This window comes from Candidatus Paceibacterota bacterium, assembly GCA_035452965.1.
GTDB lineage: Bacteria > Verrucomicrobiota > Verrucomicrobiia > Limisphaerales > UBA8199 > UBA8199.
Genome location: DAOTCE010000015.1, coordinates 61,260 through 79,234, shown reverse-complemented (window position 1 = coordinate 79,234; position 17,975 = coordinate 61,260). Strand labels below are relative to the sequence as shown.

Below are 17,975 nucleotides of genomic sequence, written 5' to 3'. Positions count from 1 at the left end.
GCAAACCACCCCCCATGCCTCGCGCCAAAAAACGCACACAGATCTTGCTCGTGGATGATCACCCCATCGTGCGGGAGCGCCTGACCGAGCTCATTAATCACGAGGCTGATCTGGCTGTTTCCGGCGAAGCCGAAGATCGGAACGATGCGATCGCCGCGATCAGCGCCCGGAAGCCCGACCTGGCAATCATTGATCTTACCCTCAAGAACTCCGATGGCTTGGAGTTAATCAAGGATATCAAGAGCCGCTGGCCCAACGTGCGGATGTTGGTCGTCTCCATGCAAGACGAATCGTTATACGCCGAGCGGGTTATCCGCGCCGGTGCTTTGGGTTATATCACCAAGCAGGAGGCCACGCGCAATATACTCGTTGCCATCCGGCGCGTCCTGGCTGGTGAGATTTACCTCACTGACAAGGTGTCTTCCCGTATTATCCTCGGGCTGGGCAAACATCCCAGTCCCGGCCCTGCCACCCCCGCCGAAGTCCTGACAGACCGCGAATTCAAGGTGTTCGAGCACATCGGGCATGGGATAAGTACAAATGAGATCGCCGCCTGTCTGCACATCGCGCCGAAGACCGTCGAAACCTACCGCGCGCGCATCAAGGAAAAACTAAATCTCAAGGATGGCAACGAGCTGCTGCAGCGAGCGATAGAATGGGTCCACAGGAGGTGATCTGTTTTCAAGCCGTCCGGTCGCCGATCAGGCCTGTAGGGTTAAACCCTACAAAAAGTCGCGGCCCTGCCCTGACAGACAGGCCGCTCCGGATTTGTTATTTACCCACTCACCATTGGCGAATGGTCGCCAGGTGTCTTGTTCGTGCTAAGGCTGGTTGTGGGTCTATGGGTATTAGGAGCACGGAGAAGACGGGGGCTTGTTTCGCGTACGGCTGGCTGGCTCGCTGGGAGATGGCGGAAGTTTCTTCCGTCGGGGTGGGGACAATGGGGCACTAAACGTGGGCCGCCAGCCGTCGCGATTTGGCACGGACGACCCGGCCAAGAGAGGGGATAGGCGACAATACACATCGGGCTTTGACTTGCGTCCCGGCTTCGGATTGCCTAAAAGATAACCCGCCTCGCGCACCGCGCACTGAGTAAGCCCGGCAAGAGCGCGTGATGCTGAATACTTAAGTCTGTTCAATCACAACGACCATTTATGCCTGCTGCCGCCGACACCAAAGCGATCCCGACACTCCAAACCTTGCCCGGAGACGACCTGCGCCAGGTTATGTGGCGCTTTGCCGACCGCTATGACCTTGCCATGCTCGTCCAGTCGAGCCGGACGGTGGCGCGCGGCCCCGTGGCCCGGCTGGTCGCCCAAGGCGCGCGCAACTCCCATGAATGGACACCTGAGAAAGCCAGCCTGCTGGCGGCGTTTGACGAGAGCGGCATCACCGCCGCCTTTCTTGACCCCCAATACGGCGGGTTCATCGAAGGGCCGAAGAACCTGGCACTGGCCCTGATTGCGTTCGAGCTTTCCTGGGTTGATGCCGGCGCGGCCACGTCGAGCCTGGCGGGCAACCTCGGCCTGGCGCCGATCCATGAGCGCGGCACACCGGAGCAACGTGCGCGCTACCTGGCCTCCGCCGCGCCCCCCAAACCCGGCGAGAACCGGCAGCAAATCCGCGCCGCCTTCGCACTGACCGAGCCGATTCCGTTCGTGGGGGTGGAAACCGGCATGCTGGCGGGCAAAGTGCGCATCGCGGAATGGAAAGACGGCCAGGAGCCGCTTCTCCAGGTCGAGAAGCGTGGCCGCTTTATCACCAACATGGGTTTCGCCAACGTGGTTACCGCTGCCGTTGACTCGGATGACAAGCGTCTCAAGGGCTCCTGCATGATCATCCTCGAAGACACCGACCCCGGCTCCTGGGATCGTGGGACGCCTACCAAAAAGCTGGTGCACCAACTCTCCTCCACGCGCGATCCGGTGCTGAACGTCCGCGTGCCCGCCAACCGGATCATCGGTGGCTACACCGTCAAGGACGGCGTGATCATTCCGCGTTATTCCCACGGCGAAATCATCGAGGCCGTCTTCCGCCGCACGCGCGTCACGGTCGGGCTGATGACCTCCGCAAAGCTGCTTTCGGCCATTGAGCCAGTGGTGATGTATGCCCGCCGCCGATTCCGGGGCGGACAGGGTGCGCCGGGCACGCCGCGCTATGAACTGGGCCTGCAGCAAAAGGAAGACGTGCTGCACCGTTTGGTGGATGTTTGGGCCACGGGCGAGGCGAGCGCGTCGCTTGGCTTTGCCGCGGCCAGGCTGTTTGATGCGCTTGATCCACTGGAGCGGCACAAGGACGAGATGCTCGCGGCGAAACAGCTCACAGGGCGCGCTGCTTTTAAAGCTCTGGGGAAGTTTCAGCAGGATGCCCTGGAGATGTTGCAGCTGGCTGCGAAACCCGCGGGCGCGCGCGACGAGAAACGGCTTGAGGCATTGAAAGGCGAGCCGCTCGTGCAATTTGCGCTGCTCGATTCGCAAGCCAATGTGCTATGCCCCGCCTGCAAGCTCTGGAACACCGGCCACGGCGCCAACATGATGCGCGAAGCCGTCAGCCTCATGGGCGGCTACGGCGTCACTGAGGATTGCCCGGGCTTCCTGGGTCAGAAGTGGATGGACGCCCAGCTCGAAGCCACCTACGAGGGCCCGGAGGCCGTCCAGCGCCTCCAGCTGTCGCTCACCATGACCAATGAGCTGTTCCTCGCCCAGTTCCAGGATTGGGTCGCCGAGATGGCCCAAATCGCCTCTCTCCGCCCCGGCACCGGCGCCTGCACACTCGCCACCGCCATGAAGCTTTGGCTGTGGACGCTCAACCACCTGCAGGCCGCCGCCGACGCCGACGGCGCCAAGCTCTACCACAAGAGCCGCCAGAGTGTCACCTTCCCGCTGGCCGACGCGCTGTGCTGGCTGCTGGCCGCGCGGCAGTTTATTCTCGACCTCCGAGAGCTTGAGGAGAAGGGCGCGGCCAATCCCGCGCTGGCAGATGGCCTGCCGGGCTTCGTGAACTTCCTTTCCGACCTCTGTCACGTGCAGAGCGCCCGCGCCGCAGGCGAAGCCGGCCGCATCTGCGCTGAACTGGTGTACGGCTACAACCGGCACCCCGGCTGGGACGAGGCCAGTTGCGGGGCGTGTTACTCCGCGGAAGAACTCGAATCACTCGAAGGCCTCATCCCCGGGATTGACGGTTCCGCCCGCGCCTTCGCCGACGTGACCGAGGCGAATGAATCCCACCCGCCCAAGGCCGGCCCATGCGTCAAGCTCACCGGCCTCGAAGCCTTCGTCCGCCTCCGCGCCAAGCTCGACGGTTGCCTTACTGGCGCGCGCCTGGCCAAAGACCGCGCGGCCGACGCGCTGACCAAGGTCATGATCCCGGAGGCGCTGGACTATCCCGCGTGACCTCGGATACTCCTGAAGTTGGGGCTGAGGCGGTCCAACGCCAGCGCATGGAGGCGGATATCATCTGCGTTGGTTTCGGCCCGGCCACCGCCGGATTCCTCACCACGCTCTCGAAGCAACTCCTCAACCCGGATGGCACGCCCGCGGTTGAAAGCGCGGTTATGCCTGGCGCGCCGCCTCAGATCCTCTGCTACGAGCGCGCCGATGACATCGGCTTTGGCGTCTCCGGCATTGTGACGCGGGCACGCGGGCTGCGGGCCTCGTTTCCCAATCTCGACCCGAAGGACATTCCCATGGCCGCCCCGGTCGCGGAGGAGAAGGTGGTCTATCTGCTCGATCCCATCGGTGCCAGCCGGCGCTCTTGGGCGTTGCGCGGGGCCGATGCCTGCCTCCGGGCATTCAGCGGATTGCTGCCACTGAAGCACGAGGCCGTCGAGCTTCCGTGGTCGCCCGCCTTCCTGCACAAGACCGGCGGGCTGGTGCTCTCGATGGGCCAGTTCCTGCAATGGGTCGGCGCCCAGGTCCAGAGCACCGGCACGGTCCAAATCTGGCCCGGAACACCCATATCCGAGGCGCTGGTCGAGGATCACAAGGTCACCGGTGTCCGCCTGCTCGACCAGGGCGTGGATAAGCAAGGCAAACCGGGCGACGGCTTCATGCCAGGCATGGACATCCACGCCGCGCTCACCGTGATCGGCGACGGCCCCACCGGCTCTATCGGCCAGCAGCTCGACGCTCAATTGGGCCTGCCCGAAGACCACCACGCGCGCGATTGGGCGGTGGGCATGAAATTTGTCGTGGACCTGCCGGCGGATTGCGCCCTCAAACCCGGCACCGTCCTGCACACGTTCGGATTCCCGGAGCCGGAGATTTTCGGTTTCCTCTACGTCCATCCGGATCGCGTCGCTTCCCTGGGTATCTTCGTGCCATCCTGGTTCGACAGCCCCATGCGCACCGCCTACCGCTACCTGCAACACTGGATGCTCCATCCGTATCTGTGGCGACACCTCAAGGGCAGCAAGCTCCGTTCGTGGGGCGCCAAGACCCTGGGTGAATCCGGACGACGCGGTGAGCCGCAACTCGTCGGCGACGGCTACGCCCGCGTAGGGGAAGGCTCCGGCACAACCAATGTCCTGACCGGCTCCGGCGTGGACGAAGCCTGGACCACCGGCGTGCAACTGGCCGAAAGCGTCCTTGAGCTGCTTAAAGGCAAGAAGCCCTTTACCCGCCAAAACCTCGAAGAGACTTATGTCCGACGCCGCCGCGCAAGCTGGGTTGAGGCCGAGGCTCGCGTGGCCGAACATTCCCGCGATGGCTTCCAGAAAGGTGTCGTGCGCGGCATGATTGGCATGGCCCTGGCGGGCTTGACCAAAGGCCGTCTTAGCCTTCGCGGGGAGCCGCTCCCCCCTTACAAGCGCATCCCCACGCTGGAAGAGTATTTTCGCGGGCGGGTTTCAGCCGCCGAGATCCAGCAGCTCCGCAAAGAATGCGCTATCAAAGGAGTCTCTTTGCACGGCGTGCTCATGCAACGTTGCGGCTGGCCGGCGATTCCATATGACGGCCAGTTGCTCGTGTCGCACCAGGACGCCCTGCTGCTCGGGGGCAAGGTCCAAGCCCCGAGCGGTTACGCCGACCATGTTGTCTTCCTCTACCCCGAGCTCTGTGAGCGCTGCGGCACCAAGATCTGCATCGAGCTATGCTCCGGCCAGGCCATTTCCCCCGGCTCCGCCGGCGTCCCCGCCTTCGACCGCGAGAAGTGCGTCCACTGCGGCGCCTGCTACTGGAACTGTGCCCAACCCCTCCCTGCCAACCCGGAGCGCATGAATATCGCCTTCCGCGCCGGCACCGGCGGGCTGCACTCCGCCGAGAACTAATCCGCCTCTCGAATGGGCTTTTCGGGCCCCATGCGCCGGACTACACTCGGCGCCGAACTGACCGCGTATGCCCAAAGAGACCTGGATGATCGCAAGTGGACTCACAGTGGCCCTGCTGCTGGGTTTGCTCGCCATGGTCTCCTGGGAAAAGAAACACGAGGTAGAACGTGTTCGCGCCGAATTGGAGGCCCTCCGCACCTCGACCGCCAAGGCTGAGGCCGATGCGGCCGGCCTAAAGGGCCAACTCGCCGAGAGCCAGGCTCGCATCGAGGAGCTCCAGGCGGAAAAGCAAGCCGTCCTGCACACCCACGAGAGCCTCGAAAACGAAATGCGCGCCGCCCTCGAATCCAGGGATGTCACCATCTCCCAATTGCAGGGCAAGCTCACCGTGAACATCCTGGACCGCATCCTCTTCGACTCCGGCGAGGCCGATTTGAAACCCGACGGCGCCGTGGTCCTGCGCAAGGTCGCCGCCATCCTCGCCGCGCATCCCAACCTCAAGGTCCATGTCATCGGCCACACCGACAACGTCCCCATCAAAGCGACCGCCCGCAGCCGTTACCCGAGCAACTGGGAACTCTCCACCGCTCGCGCCACTGCCGCCGTCCGTGCTCTGACGGAAAACGCGGGCGTGGACCCTCGCCGCCTTGGCGCGGTCGGTTACGGCGAGTTCCGGCCCGTGGCTGACAACAGCACCCCCGAAGGCCGCGCCCGCAACCGCCGTATTGCCATCACCATTTTATCCGAAGAAATGGCAGGCGCCGACACCACCGCGCCGAACGCCACCGGAACCACTCCCCCGCCCTCCTCGCAACCCAAGCCGCCCGCACCCGAGGCCGAGGCGTCTGTGGACCGGCAGGCTAACTGACGTGCTTGCGCCCCGGGAGCTGTTTCCTGCGCACCTCGCAGCTCTGGGTCATTGCGAGCCTACAATTTACTTACCACTCTGGTATCCAACTGCGTGATTTCGGCAATCCACTACAGCATTCCCTGTCGGTAGCGCCGAATCCAACCTGGCCAGTTTCGATTAGAACGGTTCAACCAGGCAGGTGGGCTCAAAAAACGCGCCGCAAGCCGGGTCCATCCGGCCGCGCCCACCAACTGCCGCCCTAACCACAGGCACCACAAGTGCCCCAGGCCGGAGGCCCCGCAGGCCAAGTCCAACTATGGCGATGGAACGGCGGCAATCCGGTGGGACTACGGTGTGTATCCCATGGGGAGCGATCCCCATGGGATACACACCGGGGTATCACGGGGGTCACACCGTTGTCGCCCCGGCACTTCGATCTCCTGCGGCGGGGCTGACAATCGCAACTGTCTCAAAAATGGACACGGCACCACTTTCCGCATGGACGGCAATTTCGCCGAGGAACAGGGGGCTGGAGCACTGGAGCGCGGGAGGATGGGGCGGGGCCTTAATGGCTCAAAAACGCTGCATTCGCAGCCTCCAGGACGAAGCCTACGACCCTACAGAGGCGTGACATCCTCAATTGTGCTTAGCGCCCAGAATCCTGGCGTCGCGTCGCCAAGTGTGGCCAGTCGGCGGTTTCTCGGGCCAAATGCGCCTACCTGGCACTATTGGAATTGCCTGTCACTTGGGTGAAAGCATCACCCGCTCTGCTGGCCGCAACGTCACGGGCCCGAGCAGGCCAGACTCGACCAGCGGGGAATCTCGCTGCCACAGGCGCCAGCTTGTGAACGTGTGGCGCCCGGTCGGGCTCGGCTTGCCGTCGAGCAGCCATTGCGGCCATTGCTTGAGGGTGCCGTTTGGATTGCGCTCGCTGTCCTCGGGCAGTCGCTCGTCGCCGATTTGCCGGTTGGGCCAGAGATTGACGACCGCCAGCTCCAACTTGTTCTGCCCCGGCTTCACCGTGTCGGTCACGTCCACACAATACGGCTGCTTCCAGAGGATGCCGAGATTCTTGCCATTGAGCTTCACCTCCGCCATCACTTCAACTCGGCCAAGATCCAAGCATAACCGCCGGTGCCGTGCTGCGAACCCCGTTGGCAGGTCAAAAGTCCTATGGTAAGTCGCCGTGCCCGAAAAGTATCTCACGCCCGAATCCCCGTGTTGGCTCCAGGAGATCAGCCGGTCAAGCGTGACTTGCGCTGGCGCTCCGCCTCCGGGCGCGAACCGCACCTGCCAAGGGCCGGTGATCTCTAACGGCTCGGGTAAGGTGTCGGCTTCGAACTCCCGCCGGGATCCATCTGCGGAAACCAATGCATATTTGCCCGGCTTACGAACGTCCGCCTGCACGGTGCCCGCCTTGCCGCGAACCAACCCAATTACGGCCTCTTCCAACACAGGCGCCGACAGTTCTTGCTTACGTAAGTCAACCAGTGCTTCACCGTTTCGCTCCACGGCTATGATCCGGTCCCGCTCCAGGTCGCCGCCCGGGCGGAACATCACGAAGACCGAGCCGCTTGCGTCAAAATGAATCGGCATCCGCACGCAGCCGCCTGTCTCGTCATACACCGCCGACTGTTCGATCTTCCCGCTGTCCGGCCACCATAGCTCTGGCCGTTTGCCTTGAACGCGGAAGCTGCACACCGCTGCCTCGGGGTGCGGCTTCTCGTTGGCCACGAAATAGAGGTCTGTCTTGCCAAGCCGCTTGTGGATGTAGCGCAGGCTCCGCTCCGTGCTCTGGGTCGCGTAATCAAAGTCCGGCGGCACGCCCAGTTTGCGCAGCAGGACCGCAGTTGCCTCCGCGCTCGGGTACGGCGCCTGCGCCTGTGCCGTGACGTCTCCCCAAGGCGCCATCCCCAGCGCCCCGACTTCCAGCGCCGGTTCCCAGGCTCCGGGGGCCTGCACGTCGCCGCGCCAGTCGCCCTGGACCGTCCTGGCCGACTCCCATTTGCCGTCGGTGGGCACCTGGATGGTGCGGCCACTGCGATACTTGATAATCAGGTTGCCAATCAATGCCGCGGGATTGGGTGCATCCGCGCCGTTTACGGCCGCCACCGCCAGCAAGTTCGAACCCGGCACAAGTAGGCGCGCGCAGTCCATTGCAAAGGTATGATTGAAGTCTGCTCCTCCTCCGGCACGACGACCGTTGACCCAAAGCTCGAATTCATTGTCGGCGGTCATCACCATTGGTGCGGATTCAACCTCTGCCGCCGCTTCCAGGTTTAGCACTCGACGGAAGTAGCGTCGGCCGGCGGGCACCGCTGCGGCCGGATTGCCTTCCTTAAACCAGATCCACTTGGCCGACCCAAGTCGGGCTGGCATGTCCTGCGGCTCTTGTTCCCTTTGCTCAATGGGCCAAATCACTCGGCCCCGCCCGAACAAGCTGGTCCCCTCCCCTGCCCCGCCGCCCCAAAGCTCGCGCGTGAGCGTCGCGATTTCCTCGTCGCACTGCGGAAAGTTCGAGAGGCTGGGCGACCTCAACGGGGCTGGCCCAACGACTGTCGCGCCTGCTTCGACTAGATCCCTGACTTTGCGCAGCAGTTTGGGAGTCATCGTTTCCACCTCGGGCAGGACAAGCACGCGGTAGCTCATGCCACTGGGCAAAACGAGCCGTCCGCCCTTCACTTTCATACGTGTCAGCACTGCCTCAGGGGTGCAGCCGTCGAAGTTGTAGGCAGGCCGATGCGACGGGTTCCCGGGCGTCGGCGGAGCGCGGAAGCGATAGGGCGACGCTTCCGGCGACAGGTAGCAGACATCCGCAATGAATTGCCCCTGCTGGAGCAAGTACTGACAGCGGGACAAATACTCGTGCCAGGCTGTGGACTGTTCCCACCAGGTCGTCGTGCGCTCGTAATGCAGCCCCCACGGCCCCATAGACATGCCGGGCTTCACATCCCGCCACGGCTGTAACGCATAGCGGTGGAACACAAACCGGTTGATTCCTTCGCAGAATGCCCAGTCGCCCAGCGCCTTGATGCCGCCTGGATGCCCGAGCCACTTCTCTTTGTCCGTTGCCGTGAACGCTTCGGCGCCCAGAATGGGCTTTCCGTAAATGTGTGCTGCAGAGGCCATCTCGGTGCACCAATCCGCGCCGCTGCCAAAAGTCCATGACCAAAATTCGCCCATCGGTTCATCGGCCTGGCCGGCGTAGGTCATGTCGTCGCAGCAGCCATCGTATGCCTCGATGGAGAGCCGCAACCCGTGTTCGTGCGCCAGCTCGCGAAACCGCCCCGCGTAGTTCGCCACCACCAACTCTGAAATGGTCTGGCGCAGGTCCCACAGGAACCGCTCGGATACTTCCAGGCTCTCCACTACGCGCCCCGTCATCACCGGCAGGAAGGGCAATGGGTCGTAGCCGCGCAACCGCTTGAACTCCTCGCGGAAGGCCAGGGTCCAGTTCTGCGATCCCACCTCCCAGCTATCAATGTGCGTCGCCACCAGCGTCTTGCCCGCCAGCGCCTTGGAATCCGCGATAAGCTTGCCCATCAGTCCCTCGAACATGGCGTCCGCCGCTTTGCGGCTCAGCTTGTCACACTCCAGTCCCCGGCCATCAAGCGGCGCGGGATGATTATCTTTGCCGGTCGGGGTATGGCCTAAGCGTAGCACCGTCCACTTGCCAGGCGGCACATCCCACGCCAGCCGGCCATCTTTGCCCATCTGCGCCGTCAACTCGCGGCTGCCGCCGCGAGCAATGGTCTTCTCCACCGGGAGTGGCTCCGACAACTTCCTGAACGGCACTTCCTGACGGATGAACGCCGCCTTGGCCTGGATGTTCTCGATCTGATACTCCGCTGGAGTTGGGAAGGCCAGCACGGCGATGTCCTCATAGTAATTCGCCACTCTTTGCGGTTCCGGGAGCACCCCCTCGAACCGGCGCGGCCCATCCAGGTTGGTGGTCGTCCACACCACTTTCTGCATGGCCAGCGCGGGCGGAATCCACGGCCCGCCGCTCCCGCACCAGCCGGCGTCGTTGTTCATGTTGACTTCCAGGCCCAGTCGTTTGGCCTCGGTGAGCATGAACTTGAAGAGCTCGCGCCACTGTGGGCTGGCAAACCGCGCGGGCCCTGGGGGCGCTCCCTGGTCCACTTCCATGATCAGCACCCCGCCAATCCCCACCCGCCGCATGGCCTCCAGGTCGGCGGTGATTCCCTCGCGTGTGATATTTCCATCCAACCAGAACCAATAGACCCACGGCTTGGCGGACTGAGGCGGCGAAGCGAAGCCCCGGGCAAGGTCGCTTGCCGCAGCGTCAAGGTTCGCGGTCAAAAAAAGGCTGGCCATGGTGGATATGGTCAGCCACAGATTTACGGGGGTGATCCTGTTTCGCATAGTGCTCTCTTTCGACTCTCGCCTGGGTGGCACCTTCCGGTGCACGCCCCCACCAGCAAACCCGAAAACCCCCAGTACCACAACCCCTATTGCGCCCGAATCTGCGCAAGGAGTTTTTTCTATTTGGAGGCAGCTGCCGCTTCGGTTCGCTCGCCTCTTACAGGCGCCTATTGTCGAGTAATCTACGCCTTAACTGAGCACCATTCTGGTTTACCCACCTTTTTGAACTTAGGCAATGCCTCGGCGGTGTTGTATCCGGCTGGCTCGGCGCAAGTCAGAATCACAGTTAGATCACTCTTCGCACATCCCCGCACTACCAATTATAGTGAAGAAGAGGCAACCCAGACGCAGCAGCAGGACACCGCACCTCCGGCCAGTCTGTGGAGTCACTGCAATTTGAGGCGGTAAAACCTCTGTGTGCCAGTGGCGGGATTGGTCACGAGATTCTGCCCATTGACGACAGCCGTCACCCCACCATTGGTGCTCCAGCTTACTGGAGCCTCGAGACTTGTGGCGGTTTGGAGGTTGAACCCGCCGGGAGAGGCTGGCCATCTAAGCAGGGCATTGGCGCCATCCGCGACCATGTCGAGCATGGGCGGAGGGAACGCCAGGCGAAACACGGTGCCATAACCCCATATTCCGCCGCCTTCCACGGCCCCATAGAGCGCGTTCCCGAACAGGCTCAGCCCACGCGGAAACGCACCCTGACTATTGGTTGAGGACGGACCAGCCGTCGGCGGAAACTGATGCAGCAAGACAAAGCCGGCGCCATTGGTGCGAACGGAGTAAATCGCGCCTATACCCGCCATGCCACCATGGTAAGTGGACCCATAAATCCGGTCACCGGACAATACGATGGGACCGTCAGGAGAACCTCGGCTCGGTGCGGCAAAGCTCGCCAGGTTGCTAAAGCCAGTGCCGTTGGTATTCATCGCAAACAAGGTGTCAGTGGCGGTTCCATACAAAATGTCTCCCGCCAGGATCAAGGCCCGGGGAAACAGTCCATCCGTCCCGTCGAAATGGCGCAGCGTTCCAAAGCCCGTGCCGTTGGTCTTGAGCGCAAACACTGTTCCATAGCCCAGATTGCCGCCAGTGACGGCCGCCCCGTACAAAGTGTCTCCCCTGATCACGAGGCTGCCCACCGGATTCGCGCCCTCGCTGTTGGATTCGGACTCGCCAAGGACTTCAGGAAAGTGATGCAGCGTTGTGAAGGCTGTTCCATTGGTCTTCAGGGAGAAGACGGTTCCTGCGCCAGAGTTGCCGCCGTATCGCGCCACGCCGTAGAGAGTGTCTCCCGATAGAACCAGTTCGGCTTCCGGACGCGCCCCATCGGCATTGGTGGACAGCGGACCGGAAGTGGGTGGAAAGCTGTGCAGAAGGTCAAACCCTGTGCCATTCGTATTGATGGCAAACACCGCGCCCCGGAGACCAGCACCGCCGGCGGAGACCGTTCCGTACAACGTCTCTCCGGACGCAATCAATCCGGCGTGTGGCGCGCCTCCGTCCGCGCCGCTGGCAAATGCCTTCAGCACCGTGAATCCGGTGCCATCCGTGTTGAGCGCGAAAACAGTTCCGTCGCCCGTAACATCGGTGGGTGTCGTACCGTAAAGCCGGTCTCCGAATCCAATTAATGGGGCCTGCGGCCAAAAGCCGTCCGTGTCATTCGTGAAATGCCGCAGCGGCGAGAAACTAACCTTGAGCGCGGGCTCAGCGCCATTATCGTACGGCCCCCAATTCAACATCACCGTTCCCATCGCGCCCGGGAAGCCATCCACCGCGATGCGATACGTCGTTCCCGCCGAGGGAAGAAAGATGACGACGCTCGTGCCATCCTCCTCAAAGGCATCATTGCTTGCCACCTCCGCCAGCGCATCCACGCTTGTGCCTGTATATACGGCCAGCGTGGTGTCGAAATCGCTGCCCGCGGTGGTCATGGACATCTCATTCGTGGTGGTCGCCGTCCACTGAAACCACACGGATCGCCCCCCGGGGGCCCCCGCATGGTCGGGTTCGCCGGTTTCCATGCTCGCGCCAGCATTGGTCGCGGCCACACTGCCGGCGGTCCCGCTGATGAGCAGCGCGTCGGCGAAGTTGTCGTTGGCAGGGGGAACTTCTGGTCCCCAGTCCAGGACCAGCGCCCCGCTCTCCCCGTCATATCCGTCAATGGCCACCCGATAGGTAGTGCCGCTCGTTGCCAGGAAACTCACGATGCTGGTGAGGTCGAAGTTTGCATCACCATTGCTGGCAACCGGCGTCAGATTGTTCACCGTGTTGCCCGTATAAACGGCCAGCACGGTGTCGATCTCGCTCCCGAAGGTGCTGAAGAAGAACGAGCCGTCGCTCGGCGCGGTCCAGTTGTACCACACAGAACTGCCGCCACTGTTGTCAGCGTGATCCGGTTCGCCCGGTGCTTTGGTGGCTCCGATGTTGTCCCCGGTTGTCGTGCCGCTGGCGCCGGTGAGGTTCTGTGCATTTGAGAAGTCGTCGTTTGTGGCGCCGCGCATCTGAAAACACAGCGCCCCCAGGTACAGCAGGAGACAACCCGCGAGACTCGATTTCCGGACGAGGTTAAATTCACTCACAAATAATGCCTTTCAGTCATTCATGCGGATTTCGGGGGCGAATCCTCCTGGAACGTTAATGATCTACTCTTGCGCGCCGCGCACACTCAGCCCGCTGTGCGGGTGAGGTAATCGCAACGCAAGACTATCTCCACGTCGGCCAGACCCTCAATGAGGGCGAGCCGGGCGGCCGCCGAAACGCTCGGGAAATGCAGCGCCTGCCCAAGACCGCCGTAAGCCCTACCCGAGCCACGGTAATACACTCCTATCCTCTTTCTCCTTAGGAAGGCTCTCATAAGCGTGAATTCTAGACCAGACCGGAATTTCCGCTATGGGGTGTTCACCCCACAGGCAGCCCAATGCGGTTTCGCCGCCGCGTCGCTCAAAGAACTCCTAACACCGTGCACACCGATGGATGAGGAGTCTTTTCTATTTGGAGACGGCTGCCGCTTCGGACAGCATGCCCCGGACGAGTTTCTGCATGACCTTACCAAAGCCGCATCACCCTCCGCCATTTCTCTCCTTGTTGGACGCTTCGTTCCGCCTGGGGGACCGGCTGGTGTTCGAGCACAGTACCTGGATTTTCCGGCGGTCGGAGCACTGGGCCATCCTGGGCGCCAACGGGTCGGGCAAATCTCTCCTGGCGGAAGCCTTGCGCGGCCGCTTGCCACTGGTGGGCGGGGAACTGCTTTACCAATTCAGGCCGCTGCCGGGACTCGCGCCCGAGGAAGCCATCAGCCACGTCTCCTTCGAGCACCGCAAGGCCGAAAACCTCGACGCCGTTGTCCAGTCTCGCTGGAACAGCCTCGACGACGAGAACGCCTTGCGCGTGCGCGATTTCCTGTCTTACGAGCGAGTCATGGAGGTCAATCCGTTCGAGGTCTCCGCACAGCATCTACACGCACGCCCCCGCTTCGAAAGCCGGATGCGTCGCGCCGTCGCTCTGCTCCGGGTCGGACCCTTTCTGGACCGCCGCCTCATTTCTCTCTCCAACGGCGAACGGCAGCGAGTCCAATTGGCGCGAGGGTTGTCGCGTCCCATGCGGCTGCTCATTCTGGATGAGGCCTTCGCCAGATTGGACGCCGGTACCCGCGCCCGCTTCCACGTTGTTCTGGAAAGGCTCATGGAGACTCCTCTGCGGATACTGCTCATTGCGACGCGGCCCGAAGACCTCCCGCGCCAGGTGACCCACGTGCTTTGCGTGGCCGAATGCCGGATTGTCGCCGCCGGCTCGCGAGCGGACATCCTATCGCTGCCCCATTGCAGGCGGCCTGTTTGCCTGTCTAAAACAGCTGGGCTGCGCAAGGGAATGGATAGGCCCGCCAGATCTACCCCTGCCCGCGCAGGCGCCGAGGTGGTCCGGCTCCGCAATGCCACGGTGCGCTACGGAGACATCACTGTTTTACACGACGTCAACTGGATCGTCCGCGCCGGAGAAAGTTGGGCGCTGCTTGGCCCCAACGGATCGGGCAAGACCACTCTGCTCAGTCTCATTATCGGAGATAATCCGCAGGTCTATGCCAACGATATCACCGTCTTTGGCCAGCCGCGTGGCCGGGGAGAGTCTGTCTGGGAGATCAGGAGGCCGATAGGCTGGGTTTCGCCCGAGCTGCACCTTCACTTTACCGATTCGGTGACCTGCTTCGAGGTGGTGGCCTCCGGTCTCTACGACGCGATTGGCTTGTTCGAGCGCCCCTCCTCGCGTCAGCGCGCCGCTGTCCGGCGTTGGCTGGTGCGGTTTCACCTGCTCGAATGCGCTTCGGAGCCGCTCTTCGCTCTGTCGGCGGGCCTCCAGCGAATGGTGTTGCTCGCACGCGCCCTGGTGAAATGCCCCCGCCTGCTTATCCTGGATGAGCCCTGCCAGGGCCTTGATTCGGCGCACCGGCGCTTCTTCGTCAACACTGTGGACGGCCTTATTCGCAGCCGCGCCACCACGGTTATTTACGTCACGCACCGCCCGGACGAGATTCCGCCATCCATCAATCGCGTCTTCCGCCTTAACCCGAGGCAGTAGTCCCTTCCGCCGGACGCCTTACTCCGTCACAACCGAAATCTCCGCCCAATAGGCCGCCTCAAAAGACCATCCAGAGGGCTGATTGATCAGCTCGATCTTTGGCGCCTTCTGGCCGGCGAATCCGGAGATGTCCACCACCTGCTCCAACCAAGGGTCGCTGGTAGCAGTGGCCTTGGATACGGGTTTGCGCAGAAGTTCCCTGCCATCCGCCCGCACAATGAGGTCGAAGTCGCCCTGAGGGTCATGGCCGACAACCAGTCGCAGCGTGGCCTTCTTGCCCGCCGGCACTTTGGTCTTCTTGCTCAGGACACAGCCGGTATGGTCGTCGAGTGGATGTGTGACCAGCACATTCTTCTTGCCGCCCCAATCCGCGCGCAGACCGGGGTCCATGTCGGGGCCGCAGTTGGTGATTTGCCAGCCAGGCGCGAACTTCTCCAGCGCCGCGTGCATCTGCGCGGGCGAGTTGCCTACCTTGATCTTTGACATCTCGGCGGGTGTGTAGCGGCTGTTCGCAATCGGGCCGGGCGCCCAGCTCAGCTCCAGTCTGCTCGGCTGCGGCGCCCGCGCGGGGATATAGAAGACTTCCTCGCCTCTTTCGCGAGCGACCTTGCCGCCGGCGCTCTTGACGACCTGCCGGGCGAGGCTCTCGCAAACGGCAATGAGCTTCGGGAAACTGTAAACCGTGTGGCTGAAGATGTTGGTCTGGTTCAGCTCCTTCGTGAATCGTTCCGGCAGGTTCGCAAAGCCCATCGTGGTGAACAGCACCCCAGCCGAACTGGACGGATTGCAGTCGGAATCCTGGCCGCCCCGCATGGAGATGATGATCGTGCGGTCCGGGTCGCGCTGGCCCCAAAGCAGGCCGAGCAACACGTAGGCGCCGTTGATTTTGCAGTCAATACCCCCGTTTGACGCCTTCTGGTAGTCCGGGTTCTCGCGGTATTTCTTCTGGCAAAGCCGCCAGGCTTTCTCCCAATCGTTCGGGTCGGCACGATACCACGCAACGAGGTCCCGGACCATTTCGGCATACTGACTCTCCGCCGGAATGGCCTGCAGCGCCGTCTCGACGATCTTCACCGGGTCGCTCTCGAAGAAGGCCGCGGCATAGAGCGCGCCGACAAATTGCCCCGCATACATGCCATCCCCGTAATTCATCAGCCGCCCGAACTTCTCGCCCATCTCGATGGCAAACTGCGGCAAGCCCGGCGCGATCAGGCCCGAATAATCGGCCTCGATCTGGTAATCAATGTCGTTCGGGCACTTGTTGAACTTTGGGTGGCCGGAATCGGGCGGAGCAATGCCGGCGCGAAGATTGTCCCGTCCGGCCTTGTTTGCGCACCAGAGCGGATAGCCGCTATTGGCGAAATCGAGGCCAGCCTGGCGGATGGAGACCTTCAGGCCATACTGCTCGAGCGTGCGCAGGAAGGTCATCTCGACATACAGGTCGTCCTGTCCAAACGCGTTGTTGATGAGCGACGGCTTCCAAACCGGCACGTGGTCCAAAGGAATGATCTGGTCCTTGTATTTAAACTCCGTCGGCGCGCCCCAGCAAACCCCGGCGATCTGGCCTGCCCAGCCGCCCATCATCTTGTCGCGGAACTCCGCCAGCGACAGGCGGTGAAACTCGGTGGCTTTGGGCGGCGCTGCCGCCAGGCGCCAGGCGAAAGTTGGGGTGCAAACGAACGCAAGCAGGAGCAGAACGAGTCGTTTCATGCCGCCACCGTGCAGAAAACCGGCGGCGCTGTAAACGAGAAAGAGCCGCCGTATTACGTGCCACCAGTCACTCTGGCGCCTGGCAGCACCAGCAGGTCAAACCGTATGTGTTTAGCGTAGCGCAGGCGTCCCCGCCTGCGGTTTGGCGCGCCATGTCGGTGCGCGGATGCAAACCGAGGGCGAGATGCGGCCGGAGCCCGCAGGCGAGGACGCCTGCGCTACGCTAAACACACAGGTCAAACCGGTAGTGACACAAGCGCCACTCCCTGCGCCCGCCGGCTTACACCAATTTCGAGAGGTGATCGAGACTCTTGGCCGCCTGCGCGGGCGTGCCGCACTCAACCGAGAACACAATGTCGCGTGGACACTTCTCTTTAACGATCCGGATGATCCGTGCCCAGTCGAGCACTCCCTCCCCGCAGGCGCAGCCGACGGGCGTTCCCGTCACCTTGCCGCGCTCGGCGTCCGAGTGCGCCACGGAGATGTCTTTGGCGTGGAGATGAACGAGCCGGGAAGCGACGCGCTCCAGCCACGCATAGACATCGTGCCCGCACAGGTAGACATTCCCGGTGTCGAAGTTGATGCCGATGGCAGGCGACTTGACCAGGTTGTAGATGCGGTCGAGGCCATCGGGATGGCGCGAGTATTGCGCGTGCGGCTCGATGCCGATCTTGATGCCCCGCCGCTCGGCAATGAATGCCGCCTCTTGCAGCGTGTATTTGATCAGCACGAAGTCTTCTTCCTCGGTGGTCCACTTGGCCTTGATCCCTTCGTCGGTGTTGATGACCGGCACGCCGATTTCGGCCGCGACCCGAATGGCGAGCTTGATGTATTCGCCGTGCACGTCGGGCCGGCCCAGCGGGCCGTGCGATTGAAGGCCCGATATCTTCAGCCCCGCCTTGTCGCAAGCCTCCCTGATGCGCCAGGGATCGTCGAACATGGAAACGGTGTGAAAATAGCCCGCTTCGCTCATCAATTCCCGGCCCAGGTGTACCATCGGCTCAAAATACTTGTATCCCATCTCCGCCGCCTTCTGGACCGCCCACTCGAATGGCTTGTCCGAGCTGCGCGAGAATTCCGCATTCAGTCCAATGTAGATCTTGCTCATGCTGTTGATTCCTTTGTTTTGGTTTTCCGGTCACTCAGCCATAGCCCGCCGAGGCGCGCTGTGGTTTGTCTGGCTGGCGC

At 62.6% G+C, this 17,975-nt stretch carries 10 protein-coding genes; 5 read left to right on the top strand and 5 right to left on the bottom strand.

From position 1 onward, the window contains the following. Positions 1-14 precede the first annotated feature (14 nt). The 4 genes from P5205_12900 to P5205_12885 all read left to right on the top strand — a co-directional run bounded on the left by P5205_12900 (position 15) and on the right by P5205_12885 (position 6,134). Positions 15-674: a response regulator transcription factor gene (locus P5205_12900; protein ID HSA11259.1), complete on the top strand. Its 660-nt coding sequence runs from the start codon at positions 15-17 to the stop codon at positions 672-674. Between the two features lie 480 nt (positions 675-1,154). Next, positions 1,155-3,392 carry an acyl-CoA dehydrogenase family protein gene (locus P5205_12895; protein HSA11258.1) on the top strand — a complete coding sequence of 746 codons (2,238 nt, stop codon included), beginning with the start codon at positions 1,155-1,157 and terminating at the stop codon, positions 3,390-3,392. 47 nt (positions 3,393-3,439) lie between these two features. Beyond that, the gene (locus tag P5205_12890) at positions 3,440-5,266 is read left to right on the top strand and encodes a 4Fe-4S ferredoxin (GenBank protein HSA11257.1); all 1,827 of its coding nucleotides are present in this window, start codon (positions 3,440-3,442) and stop codon (positions 5,264-5,266) included. 67 nt (positions 5,267-5,333) lie between these two features. Beyond that, complete coding sequence (locus P5205_12885) at positions 5,334-6,134, top strand: OmpA family protein (protein HSA11256.1); 801 nt, start codon at positions 5,334-5,336, stop codon at positions 6,132-6,134. Between the two features lie 723 nt (positions 6,135-6,857). On the opposite strand, the gene P5205_12880 is transcribed toward P5205_12885, so the two are convergent. From P5205_12880 to P5205_12870, 3 genes are all read right to left on the bottom strand, one after another. Next, positions 6,858-10,502 (bottom strand): glycosyl hydrolase, encoded by a 3,645-nt coding sequence (locus tag P5205_12880; protein ID HSA11255.1) that lies wholly within the window; start codon positions 10,500-10,502, stop codon positions 6,858-6,860. 386 nt (positions 10,503-10,888) lie between these two features. After that, positions 10,889-13,084: a hypothetical protein gene (locus P5205_12875; protein ID HSA11254.1), complete on the bottom strand. Its 2,196-nt coding sequence runs from the start codon at positions 13,082-13,084 to the stop codon at positions 10,889-10,891. Between the two features lie 86 nt (positions 13,085-13,170). Further along, a complete protein-coding gene (locus tag P5205_12870) occupies positions 13,171-13,359 on the bottom strand; it encodes a hypothetical protein (GenBank protein ID HSA11253.1) in 189 nt (62 codons plus the stop codon). Between the two features lie 185 nt (positions 13,360-13,544). Between P5205_12870 and P5205_12865 the strand changes: the two genes are divergently transcribed. Next, positions 13,545-15,077 (top strand): ATP-binding cassette domain-containing protein, encoded by a 1,533-nt coding sequence (locus P5205_12865; GenBank protein ID HSA11252.1) that lies wholly within the window; start codon positions 13,545-13,547, stop codon positions 15,075-15,077. Positions 15,078-15,095: 18 nt separating this feature from the next. On the opposite strand, the gene P5205_12860 is transcribed toward P5205_12865, so the two are convergent. Next, the gene (locus P5205_12860; protein ID HSA11251.1) at positions 15,096-16,787 is read right to left on the bottom strand and encodes an ADP-ribosylglycohydrolase family protein; all 1,692 of its coding nucleotides are present in this window, start codon (positions 16,785-16,787) and stop codon (positions 15,096-15,098) included. A gap of 280 nt (positions 16,788-17,067) precedes the next feature. Further along, complete coding sequence (locus P5205_12855; protein HSA11250.1) at positions 17,068-17,895, bottom strand: sugar phosphate isomerase/epimerase family protein; 828 nt, start codon at positions 17,893-17,895, stop codon at positions 17,068-17,070. Between the last annotated feature and the right edge of the window lie 80 nt (positions 17,896-17,975).

What these genes read in the sequence shown, in the direction of transcription:
- P5205_12900 (HSA11259.1), top strand. Translation starts at nt 15, where the DNA reads ATGCCTCGCGCCAAAAAACGCACACAGATCTTGCTCGTGGATGATCAC.
- P5205_12865 (HSA11252.1), top strand. Translation starts at nt 13,545, where the DNA reads ATGACCTTACCAAAGCCGCATCACCCTCCGCCATTTCTCTCCTTGTTG.
- P5205_12860 (HSA11251.1), bottom strand. Translation starts at nt 16,787, where the DNA reads ATGAAACGACTCGTTCTGCTCCTGCTTGCGTTCGTTTGCACCCCAACT.
- P5205_12895 (HSA11258.1), top strand. Translation starts at nt 1,155, where the DNA reads ATGCCTGCTGCCGCCGACACCAAAGCGATCCCGACACTCCAAACCTTG.
- P5205_12885 (HSA11256.1), top strand. Translation starts at nt 5,334, where the DNA reads ATGCCCAAAGAGACCTGGATGATCGCAAGTGGACTCACAGTGGCCCTG.
- P5205_12890 (HSA11257.1), top strand. Translation starts at nt 3,440, where the DNA reads ATGGAGGCGGATATCATCTGCGTTGGTTTCGGCCCGGCCACCGCCGGA.
- P5205_12880 (HSA11255.1), bottom strand. Translation starts at nt 10,502, where the DNA reads ATGCGAAACAGGATCACCCCCGTAAATCTGTGGCTGACCATATCCACC.
- P5205_12855 (HSA11250.1), bottom strand. Translation starts at nt 17,895, where the DNA reads ATGAGCAAGATCTACATTGGACTGAATGCGGAATTCTCGCGCAGCTCG.
- P5205_12870 (HSA11253.1), bottom strand. Translation starts at nt 13,359, where the DNA reads ATGAGAGCCTTCCTAAGGAGAAAGAGGATAGGAGTGTATTACCGTGGC.